Origin of the sequence: Pseudomonas sp. SJZ079 (assembly GCF_007993865.1) — a bacterium.
Taxonomy (GTDB): domain Bacteria; phylum Pseudomonadota; class Gammaproteobacteria; order Pseudomonadales; family Pseudomonadaceae; genus Aquipseudomonas.
In genome coordinates this window covers 114594-125228 of the sequence record NZ_VIUH01000015.1, presented here as the reverse complement: position 1 = coordinate 125228, position 10635 = coordinate 114594, and the positions used below count along the sequence as shown (strand labels likewise).

The 10635-nt window shown below is 63.8% G+C and carries 9 protein-coding genes; 8 read left to right on the top strand and 1 reads right to left on the bottom strand.

Going from position 1 to position 10635, the window contains the following annotated elements; genetic code table 11:
* Nucleotides 1-318 precede the first annotated feature (318 nt).
* Entirely contained in the window at nt 319-1278 is a 960-nt protein-coding gene (locus tag FBY03_RS14825; protein ID WP_147173137.1) for a GlxA family transcriptional regulator, read from the bottom strand.
* 201 nt (nt 1279-1479) lie between these two features.
* Here FBY03_RS14825 and choX point away from each other — a divergent pair, with 201 nt between their 5' ends.
* The 8 genes from choX (at nt 1480) to FBY03_RS14785 (ending at nt 10521) form a co-directional block, all read left to right on the top strand.
* A complete protein-coding gene (gene choX, locus FBY03_RS14820; RefSeq protein ID WP_147173136.1) occupies nt 1480-2421 on the top strand; it encodes a choline ABC transporter substrate-binding protein in 942 nt (313 codons plus the stop codon).
* Between the two features lie 61 nt (nt 2422-2482).
* Nucleotides 2483-3370 carry a 3-keto-5-aminohexanoate cleavage protein gene (locus FBY03_RS14815; protein ID WP_147173135.1) on the top strand — a complete coding sequence of 296 codons (888 nt, stop codon included), beginning with the start codon at nt 2483-2485 and terminating at the stop codon, nt 3368-3370.
* Between the two features lie 101 nt (nt 3371-3471).
* Entirely contained in the window at nt 3472-4437 is a 966-nt protein-coding gene (locus FBY03_RS14810; RefSeq protein WP_147173134.1) for an L-carnitine dehydrogenase, read from the top strand.
* A gap of 94 nt (nt 4438-4531) precedes the next feature.
* A complete protein-coding gene (locus FBY03_RS14805) occupies nt 4532-5020 on the top strand; it encodes a thioesterase family protein (RefSeq protein WP_147173133.1) in 489 nt (162 codons plus the stop codon).
* A gap of 75 nt (nt 5021-5095) precedes the next feature.
* Nucleotides 5096-6283: a gamma-butyrobetaine dioxygenase gene (locus tag FBY03_RS14800; protein ID WP_147173132.1), complete on the top strand. Its 1188-nt coding sequence runs from the start codon at nt 5096-5098 to the stop codon at nt 6281-6283.
* 129 nt (nt 6284-6412) lie between these two features.
* Nucleotides 6413-7633: an HD-GYP domain-containing protein gene (locus tag FBY03_RS14795; protein ID WP_147173131.1), complete on the top strand. Its 1221-nt coding sequence runs from the start codon at nt 6413-6415 to the stop codon at nt 7631-7633.
* 220 nt (nt 7634-7853) lie between these two features.
* Entirely contained in the window at nt 7854-8354 is a 501-nt protein-coding gene (locus FBY03_RS14790; protein WP_147173130.1) for an ATP-dependent zinc protease, read from the top strand.
* Nucleotides 8355-8490: 136 nt separating this feature from the next.
* A complete protein-coding gene (locus tag FBY03_RS14785) occupies nt 8491-10521 on the top strand; it encodes a methyl-accepting chemotaxis protein (protein ID WP_147173129.1) in 2031 nt (676 codons plus the stop codon).
* The last annotated feature ends 114 nt before the right edge of the window (nt 10522-10635 follow it).

Genomic DNA, 10635 nt, shown 5'->3' with positions numbered 1-10635 from the left:
GTGACAGCAGGGTGCAGGGGCTGGTGTGTTTGGCGACTGCCAATTTACCTGCATCCCTGACTGTCAATCCTCTCTTCCCCGCGACAATGCGAAGATCCTTTTTTATGGCTATGTCCTGGTTGTGTGTTGCATCAGCAATCGTGCTTTTGTGGGAGCGGATTTATCCGCGAATAGCATCGAAAGCTGAGCATCTTTCGCGGCTAAAGCCGCTCCCACAAGGCTGCGGTCTGCATCAGGCTTGAACAGGTGCAGCGCCTCTTTTATGGTTTTTCCGGGCAGGACAGCGCCGGACCGATCGCTGCCGCGAGGCGGAGGGCGTCAGACCGCGGCAGTCGAGGGGCTGGCTTCGTGGCGGTCGGCGCTGGGGCACAGGGAAAAGCGGCTGCGGTAGCAGCGCGAGAAGTAGGAGGCCGACTCGAAGCCGCAGGCCAGGCCCACTTCGAGCACGCTCATGTCGGTCTGCCGCAGCAGCTGACGGGCCTTGTCCAGACGCAGGGCCAGGTAGAAATTCGATGGGGTTTCCTGCAGGTGCTGGCGAAACAGGCGTTCCAGCTGGCGCGGGGTGACGTTGATCGCATCGGCCAACTGCTGCGAGCCGAGCGGTTGTTCGCTGTGCCGTTCCATCTCACCGATCACCTGCACCAGCTTCTTGTTATGGATGCCGTAACGGCTGGCGATCTGCATGCGCTGGTGGTCCTGGCGGGTGCGGATGCGCCCCAGCACGAACTGTTCGGAGGCGGCCACGGCCAGCTCCTCGCCGTGCGCATTGCCGACCAGGCTGAGCATCAGGTCGAGGCTCGCGGTGCCGCCGGCGCTGGTGATGCGCCGGCCATCGATCTCGAACAGTTCCTGGGTCACCTGCAGCCGCGGGTAACGCTCCTTGAAGGCCTCGATGGCCTCCCAGTGCAGGGTCAGACGTTGTTCGCCGAATAGCCCGGCCTCGGCCAGGACGAAGCTGCCGGTGTCGATGCCGCCGAGAATCGCACCCTGGCGTTCGGCGCGGTGCAGCCAGGCCGCCAGCCTGGCGTCGTAGCTGGCCAGCGGCTCGAAACCGGCGACCACGAACAGCAGGCTATTGGCGCCGGGGGTGTCCAGGCCGGCGTCGACGTTCAACGACATACCGTTACTGGCCAGCACCGGCCCCCCATCGAGACTCAGCACATGCCAGCGATAGAGCTCGCCACCGAAGCGGTTGGCCACGCGCAGCGGCTCCACGGCGGAGAGGAAGCCCATCATGGAAAATTTGGGCAGCAGCAGAAAAAACAGGTCTTGGGGCATGGCAGCCTCGCTCCTGGCTCGGGCGCGAACATCCTGATCAATGAGGTCGGGGCAGGTCAACAGAAGGTCGCTTTAGTGCGTTTTATCCGCGGCCGCGCTGCGTAATGTGACAGGCGTCAGGATCAATCGCTACCGCTACGTGAGCGAGTCCGATTCAGCCAAAACAATAACGCCTTACCAGCTGTTTAGAGGGATAAGAGCATGAACAAGATATTCGCATACGCCAGCAGTTGTTTGCTCGCAGTCGCTTCGAGCGGTGCCGTGCTGGCCGCCGAGCCCGAGCAGTGCCAGAAGCCACGCATCGGCGTGGTCGGCTGGACCGACGTGGTGGCCACCACCGCCGTGACCAAGGTGCTGCTCGAGCACCTGGGCTATCAGCCCACCGAGAACGTCGCGTCGCAGCAGATCATCTTCGCCGGGATGAAGAAGAAGCAGGTCGATTTCTTTCTCGGCTACTGGAACCCGCTGATGACCGAGACCATCACCCCGTTCGTCAAGGCCAACGACGTCAAGCTGCTGCAGGTCAACCTGGATGGCGCCATGGCGACCCTGGCGGTACCGAGCTACGCCAGCGAGGGCGGGCTGAAAACCTTCGCCGACATCGCCAAGTTCAAGGACAAGTTGAAAGGCAAGATCTACGGCATCGAGTCCGGTACCGGCGCCAACACCAAGATCCAGAAGATGATCGACAGCAACCAGTTCGGCCTCGGCGACTTCAAGCTGATCGAGTCCAGCGAGTCGGGGATGATGGCCGCGGTCAAGCGTGCGGTGAAGCGTAACGAGTGGATCGTGTTCTTCGGCTGGGCGCCGCACCCGATGAATATCCAGGTGGACATGAACTACCTGACCGGCAGCGATGACGCCCTGGGCGCCAACGACGGTGCGGCGACGGTCGAGACCGTGGTGCGTCCCGGCTACGTCGAACAATGCCCGAACGTCGGTCAGTTGCTGAGCAACATGACCTTCGACGTCAAGCAGGAAAGCGCCATGATGCAGCCGATCATGGACCGGCAGAAGCCCGAAGACGTCGCCGAGCAGTGGCTCAAGGATCATCCCGAAGACATGCAGAAATGGCTCGCAGGCGTCAGCACCTTCGACGGTAAGGATGCCCTCGCCACCCTGCAGGCCAAACTCGCCAACTGATCAAGCGGGGCGCCCGGCGGCGCCCCGTGACCCTCCCTGGACCCGCTATAGGACTCTCATCGTGAACTACGAAATCATCGTCACCTGTGCTGTGACCGGTGCAGGCGACACTGTGGGCCGTCATCCGGCCATTCCGGTGACCCCCAAGCAGATCGCCGACGCCGCCATCGAGGCCGCCAAGGCCGGTGCCACCGTCGCCCACTGCCATGTGCGCGACCCCAAGACCGGCAAACCGAGCCGCGACGTTGAGTTGTACCGCGAAGTGGTCGAGCGCATTCGCGAGAGCGACACCGACGTGATCATCAACCTCACCGCCGGCATGGGCGGCGATCTGGAGATCGGCCCGGGCGAGCAACCCCTGGAGTTCGGTGCCGGCACCGACCTGGTCGGCCCGCTGACCCGTCTGGCGCACATCGAGGCCCTGCGCCCGGAAATCTGCACCCTGGATTGCGGCACCCTGAATTTCGGCGACGGCGACTACGTCTACGTCTCCACCCCGGCGCAGCTGCGGGCCGGTGCCAAGCGCATCACCGAGCTGGGGGTGAAGGCCGAGCTGGAAATCTTCGATACCGGCCACCTGTGGTTCGCCAAGCAGATGATCAAGGAAGGCCTGCTGGAAGACCCGCTGTTTCAACTGTGCCTGGGCATCCCCTGGGGCGCACCGGCCGACACCACCACCATGAAGGCCATGGCCGACAACCTGCCGGCGGGCGCCAACTGGGCCGGCTTCGGTATCGGTCGCATGCAGATGCCGATGGTCGCCCAGGCCATGTTGCTCGGCGGTCACGTACGGGTCGGCCTGGAAGACAACATCTGGCTGGACAAGGGCGTGTATGCCAGCAACGGCCAGCTGGTCGAGCGCGCTATCGAAATCATCCAGCGTCTCGGCGGCCGCGCCCTGACCCCGGCCGAGGGTCGCGCCAAGATGAACCTCAAGCCCCGCGGCTGAGCCTTCACCCCTACTCAAACCGTCAGTAGCCCGGACCTGATCCGGGACCGATCGAATTGCCAGCCCCGGATTGCATCCGGGCTACTTCAGCAGGAGCCGCCATGGCCTTTATCACCGAATTGAAAACCTTCGCCGCCCTCGGCACCGGCGTGATCGGCGCCGGCTGGATCGCCCGCGCCCTGGCTCATGGCCTGGATGTCGTGGCCTGGGACCCGGCGCCCGGCGCCGAAGCCGTGCTGCGTGTGCGCATCGCCAATGCCTGGCCGGCCTTGGAGCAGCAGGGCCTGGCGCCTGGCGCCTCGCCGCAGCGGCTGCGTTTCGAGGCGACCATCGAAGGCTGCGTGAAAGACGCCGACTTCATCCAGGAAAGCGCTCCCGAGCGTCTGGAGCTGAAACTCGACCTGCACGCCAAGATCAGCGCCGCGGCGCGGCCCAACGTGCTGATCGGTTCGAGCACCTCGGGCCTGCTGCCCAGCGAGTTCTACGCCGACGCCGTGCACCCCGAGCGCTGCGTGGTCGGTCATCCGTTCAACCCGGTGTACCTGTTGCCGCTGGTGGAAGTGGTGGGTGGCGAGAAGACCGCGCCGGAAGCGGTGCAGGCAGCCATTCGGGTCTATACCGCGCTGGGCATGCGCCCGCTGCATGTGCGCAAGGAAGTGCCGGGCTTTATCGCCGACCGTCTGCTCGAGGCGCTGTGGCGCGAGTCGCTGCACCTGGTCAATGACGGTGTGGCTACCACCGGCGAGATCGACGATGCGATCCGCTTCGGTGCCGGCCTGCGCTGGTCGTTCATGGGCAGCTTCCTCACCTACACCCTGGCGGGCGGCAATGCCGGTATGCGTCACTTCATGGCCCAGTTCGGCCCGGCGCTGAAACTGCCCTGGACCTACCTTGAGGCGCCTGAGCTGACCGACGGCCTGATCGACAGCGTGGTGGAAGGCACCACAGAGCAGCAGGGCGAGCGCAGCATCGCCGAGCTGGAGCGCTACCGCGACGACTGCCTGATGGCGGTGATGGAGGCGATCAAGACGACCAAGGCCAAGCACGGCTTCGACTTCGCCGACTGAACCATTGCTAACCTGGCCACTCCACAGGCTTGCCGCGCGAATGGCAAGGCTGTGAAGTAGGCCTTCCAGCACAGATGATTGCAGGTACTGCCCCATGCCCACGCCGACAGCCCTCACCACCTACCAGACCCCGGTCCTACCCGAATGGGTGGACTACAACGGCCATCTGCGCGATGCCTTCTATCTGCTGATCTTCAGTTTCGCCACCGACTCGCTGATGGATCACCTCGGCCTGGACGAGGCGGGTCGCGCCCGCAGCGGGCACACCCTGTACACCCTGGAGTGCCATCTGAATTACCTCGACGAGGTCAAGTTGGGTGAGGCGGTTGAGGTGCGCAGCCAGCTGCTGGCGCATGACGGCAAACGCCTGCACATCCACCACAGCCTGCATCGCCCGGGCAACGCCGCCGCGTTGGCCGAGAGCGAGCAGATGCTGATGAACATCGATAGCGCCACCTCGCGTTCGGCGCCATTCGATGAGCAGGTGCTGCAGCGGGTGTTGGCGCTGGGCGAGGCCCATCGCGGTCTGCCAACGCCGGCCTGTGTTGGCCGGGTGATCGGCTTGCCGCCGGCCAAGGCATAGGTCAACGCTGGCCCAAGGGCCGAGTAGTGAATAAGCGCGCAGAACAATAAATACGCATCCCGCCAGGAGATCGCCATGAACGCTGTAGATTCCTCCCTAGACGCTGCGCCTATCGCCGACTGGCGCCGCTATCCGATTAGCGCCGACCTGCTCAATCTGATGCCTGCGGGCGATGCGCTGGACACCCGGTGGAGCGACGGTCGGGTCAGTCCCTTCCACTACCAGTGGCTGCGCGACAACTGCGCCTGCGGCCAGTGTGTGTACAGCGTGACCCGCGAGCAGTTGTTCGAGATCGTCGATGCACCGGAAGATCTGCATCCCCAGCGCACCCGCATCGACGAGCACGGCCATCTGCTGATCGATTGGCAGGATGGTCATCGCAGCCGCTTTCACCCCGGTTGGCTGCGTGCCCACGCCTACGATGAGGTCTCGCGCGGCGAACGCCGCGCGTTGCGTCCGCAGAGCCGTCTGTGGGGCGCCGAGATGAGCGAGCGCCTGCCGCAGTTCGACTACCAGGCGGTGATGGCGGATGACGGCGCGCTGCTGCAGTGGTTGCTGGCGCTGCGCGACATCGGCCTGACCCAGCTGCGCGCGGTGCCGACCACTGAGGACGTGTTGCCAGCGCTCGCCAAGCGCATCTCCTTCATCCGCGAGAGCAACTTCGGCGTGTTGTTCGACGTGCAGTCCAAGGCCGACGCCGACAGCAATGCCTACACCTCCTTCAACCTGCCGCTGCACACCGACCTGCCGACCCGCGAGCTGCAGCCGGGCCTGCAGTTTCTACATTGCCTGGTCAACGATGCCACGGGCGGCGAGAGTGTCTTCGTCGACGGCTTCGCCATCGCCGAGGCCTTGCGCCAGGAGACACCGGAGCATTTCCAGGCGCTCTGCGAGCTGCCGGTGGAGTTCCGCAACAAGAGTCGCAGCAGCGATTATCGCTGCCTGGCGCCGATCATCGCCCTGGATGCGCACGGCATGGTCAGCGAGGTGCGCATGGGCAACTTCCTCCGCGGCGCCTTCGATGCACCGGTCGAGCGCATGCCGGCGCTGTACAGCGCTTACCGGCGCTTCATCGAGATGACCCGCGAAGCGCGTTTCCGTGTGCAGCGCAGGCTGGATGCGGGACAACTCTGGTGCTTCGACAACCGCCGTACCCTGCATGCCCGCACTGAATTCGACCCGGCCAGCGGTGCCCGTCACTTCAAGGGCTGTTATGTCGATCGCGACGAGTTGCTCTCGCGGATTCATGTGCTGCAACGCTAGCGACCTGACGGAGCGGTGTGAGTGCCTGCAGCGGCGGAGTCGGGGAAATAATTCTTTGATGTTAAACGGCCACTGACGATTGATGGCTTATGCTTAGAGCGTTCATTCGCTACCGCTGTGGTCGTCTTCGTGCTTAAACGCATTCCTGCCACCGAGTTGCTTCAGGGCATGTACATCCATGAGTTGTGCGGCTCATGGATGGAGCATCCGTTCTGGAAAACCCGGTTCCTGCTGGACAACCCCAAGGACCTGCAACGCATTCGCGACAGTGGTATCCGCGAGGTGTGGATCGATATCGACAAAGGCCTGGACGTGCCGAGTGGGCAGACGGTCGAGCAGGTCAACGTCGAGACCGAGGCGCTGCTGCTCGCCGCCGAGCCAGCGAAGAAAAACCCGCAGTTGGCGTTGGATGAAGAAATCGACCGCGCGGTCAAGCTTTGTGACAGCTCCAAGATTGCGGTGATGGCGATGTTCGGCGATGCGCGCATGGGCCGGGCGGTCGACGTGGCCCATGTAGCCGAACTGGTCGACGAAATATCCGCCTCGATCATGCGCCAACCGAATGCGCTGATCAGCCTGGCGCGGCTCAAACACGCGGACGAGTACACCTACATGCACTCGGTCGCGGTCTGTGCGTTGATGATCGCCCTGGCGCGTCAGCTCGAGCTGAACGATGAACAGGTCCGCGAGGCGGGCATGGCGGGCTTGCTGCATGACATCGGCAAGATGGCGGTGCCGAACGAAGTGTTGAACAAGCCGGGCAAGCTCACCGACGCGGAGTTCGAGCTGGTTCGCGGACACCCGGAAGCCGGCGGCAAGATCCTCCTGGACTGCCAGCAGGTCGGTGCGCTGGTGCTGGATGTGTGCCTGCATCACCATGAAAAAGTCGACGGCAGCGGTTACCCGCACAAACTCAGCGGTGGCCAGATCAGCCTGTTCGCGAAGATGGGCGCGGTCTGCGACGTGTACGACGCGATCACCTCGAACCGCCCGTACAAAACCGGTTGGGAGCCCGCCGAGTCGATCCACAAGATGGCCGAGTGGAGCAAGGGGCACTTCGACGAGGCGGTGTTCCAGTCCTTTGTCAGGGCCGTCGGCATCTATCCCACCGGCTCGTTGGTGCGCCTGCAGAGCGGGCGGCTCGGCGTGGTGCTGGAGCAGCATGGCCAGTCGTTACTCACGCCGAGGGTCAAGGTGTTCTTTTCGATCAAGTCGAAAGCGCCGATTCCCCAGGAGGTCATTGACCTGGCCAAATGGGTCGGTCGCGACAAGATAGTCGGCCGCGAATCCGCCGCCACCTGGGGCTTTCGTAATCTTGAGCAGTTGTGGACGGGCCTGTCCGCCCGCTAAGCGCTCGTCTTTTCCGCTGAGCCATCGGCAGCCGGGCCAGTCCTAGTTCAATTAGTCAATTTCGGCGTTTGAGGCCCCGATACTGCGTTGCCGCTCCTCGCCATAGCCGACTATGACTCGTCGCAGCGCCTGGTCTCGGAATCTCAACCATCCGAACTTGAGTTAACCAACTACCGTACAGGCCACTAGTCCACGAATTTTTGACGGAGAAATGCTCGACGTGAAGCTTGTTGCCGTTTTATTGGCCCTGCTCGCCCTGCCGGCGCTGGCCAATCAAGCGACCCTCTACGGGCGCTACGAATACATCCGCCTGCCGCAAATCGGCCAAACCCTGAAAGCCAAGATGGATACCGGCGCGCTGACCGCATCGCTGTCGGCCAAGGACATCGAGCGTTTCGAGCGCAACGGTGAGGACTGGGTGCGTTTTCGCCTGGCCAGCGAGAACGCCAGCGACACCTTGTTCGAACAACCCCTGGCGCGCATTGGCGAGATCAAGTCGCGTGCCGAAGAGGGCGCCTCGGCCAGTCGTACCAGCGTGGCCACACGCCCGGTGGTCGATATGCAGGTCTGCCTGGGCAATCAGGCGCGCACCATCGAGGTCAACCTCACCGACCGCAGTCATTTCAACTATCCATTGCTGATTGGCGCCAGTGCCTTGCGCGACTTTGACGCGGCGATCGCCCCGGCGGAGCGCTACAGTGCGGCTCGTCCGCAGTGCTGAAACACCCGGTTTTCACTTGCGCGCCGTTGTCGGCGTGAGCGACAGCGGCGCGCGCCACTAGTCGGCGTAGTTATTGCTTGATGATGTTCTTTGCCGCACCTGTCAGGGTGCGCGCTGGACTCGTTGAGGTGTCGCTATGACTGGAGTACTCAAACCGGGTGTACGTGTATTGGAGCGCTTCAGCTTCGCGCGCAAATTTCAGCTGTTGTTCGTGTTGTTCGTGCTGCCGTTGGCCTATGCACTGTGGATGATCACCACCGATCAGCTGTCGCGGCTGAGTTTGATCGACCGGGAGCTGGAGGGCATGCGCGGGGTTCAGGCGCTGGGGGCGGTGCAGCAGGAACTGCTCGAACAGCAGACCTTGACCGCACGCTGGAAAGGCACCGACGAGCAGGCCGAAAAACTCTTGCAGCAGCGTGCCCCGGGCCTGGACGAGGCGCTGAAACGGGCCGCTACGGTGCTGCAAAGTAGCCCGTCGAGCCCCATGGCAGTGGAGAAATTCGCTGCTTTGCAAGCGTTACGCCCTGAACTGAGTGTGGCGTCAGTCGGCAAGCTGGCGTTACCGGACGCCGTGCAGCGTTACCAAAAAACCCTGATGCAGTTGGCGGTGTTGCGTGAGCAGCTGGCCACCGACAGCGGCTTGACCCTCGATTCGCATCTCGATACCTCGCTGCTCGTTGAGAACCTGAGCGTTACCCTGCCGCTGATGCTGGAGCGCCTCGGTAGTTTTGTCGCCAATGGTTATGGCGCCGTGTTGTCACAGCGCTTCACCTTGCAAAGCCGCTTGAAAATTGGCGAGCTACGCCGCGGCCTGGAGGAATCGCTCGGTCAGTTGAGCAAGGCGCAGTCCACTTTGGCGCAGGAGTCGCCGCAGGTGATGGTGCAGCTGCAAGCGCCCTTTGCCGAGGCCAGGCAAGGCCTTGAACGTGCGCTGGTCGAGATCGATCGCGACATGTTCGAGGCCAGCCCGATGACCCTCAGCCCCGAGCAATTGATTCAGCGTACCGATGCCCTGGGCGGAAAATTGCACGCTCTGCAACTGGCGCTGTACCAGCAGTTCGCCCTGAGCCTGGGTGACTATCGGCAGGGCCGGGTACTCGATATGACCGAGGTGATCGGCGCCTTTGCCGTGCTCACCCTGCTGGCTCTGTACGTATTGTTTTGCCTCAACGCGTCGATCAGCCGCAGCACCGCCGGCATCATCGCGGCGGCGCAGGGGCTGCGCGATGGCGACCTGCGGGTGCGCATGCAGGTGCACGGCGAGGATGATCTGGCGGCTATCGCCAGCGCCCTGAATAGCGCGGTCGAGCAGCTGCGCGGCTCGATGCTCGGGGTCAATCGGGAAAGCCAGCAGCTCGACGGCACCGTGCAAACCTTGAGTGTGCAGGCCAGTGAGGCACTGAACGAGGTGGAGCAGCAGCAGGCGCAGATGAGTCAGATCGCCACCGCCGCCACGCAAATGGCCGCCACCGCGCAGAGCGTCGCGCAAAGCTGCGAGCAGGCGGCAGTGGAGGCCGGGCAAACCCGTGAAATCGCCAGTCAGAGCAACCAGCGCAGCGTGCGTACCAGTGCCAGCATGCGCCAGCTGAGCAGCCGCCTGGGCGACAGCGCGGCTACCTTGCAGCAGTTGCGCGTGCAGACCGAGCAGATCACCCGGGTGGTCGATGTGATCAAGGGCATCGCCGAGCAGACCAACTTGCTGGCGCTCAACGCCGCCATCGAAGCGGCGCGGGCCGGCGAGCAGGGCCGCGGCTTTGCCGTGGTCGCCGACGAGGTGCGCAGTCTGTCGCAACGCACGCAGAACTCCACCGCGGAAATCGCCCAGACCGTGGCCGACCTGCACAAGGTGGTCGGCCAGTCCGTCAGCCTGATGGAAGAGGCGGTCAGCCAGGCCGAGGGCGATGTCGGCAGCGTGCTGGCGATGGGCGAGGACCTGGCCGGCATCGTCGAGTCGGTGCAGCGGGTCAGCGACCGCCTGGCCCAGATCGCCACCGCCGCCGAGCAGCAGGCGGCAACCGCCGATGAGGTCAGCGGCAATATCCAGCAGGTCGATCAGAGCGCCGGTCATCTGCTCGATGGCGCCAAGGCGGTCAGTGCCGCGGCCGAGCAGTTGCGCCGAGGCAGCGAGGGCCTGGCGCAAAACACCGGGCGCTTCCAGCTGGACTGACGGCCTGATACAGCGTTTTCGTAGGGTGGGTTAGGCTCCCGAGCACGGATGCCGATACACAGGCGAAAGCCAAGGGAGCCGTAACCCACCATCTCAGGGCGCCAATGGTGGGTT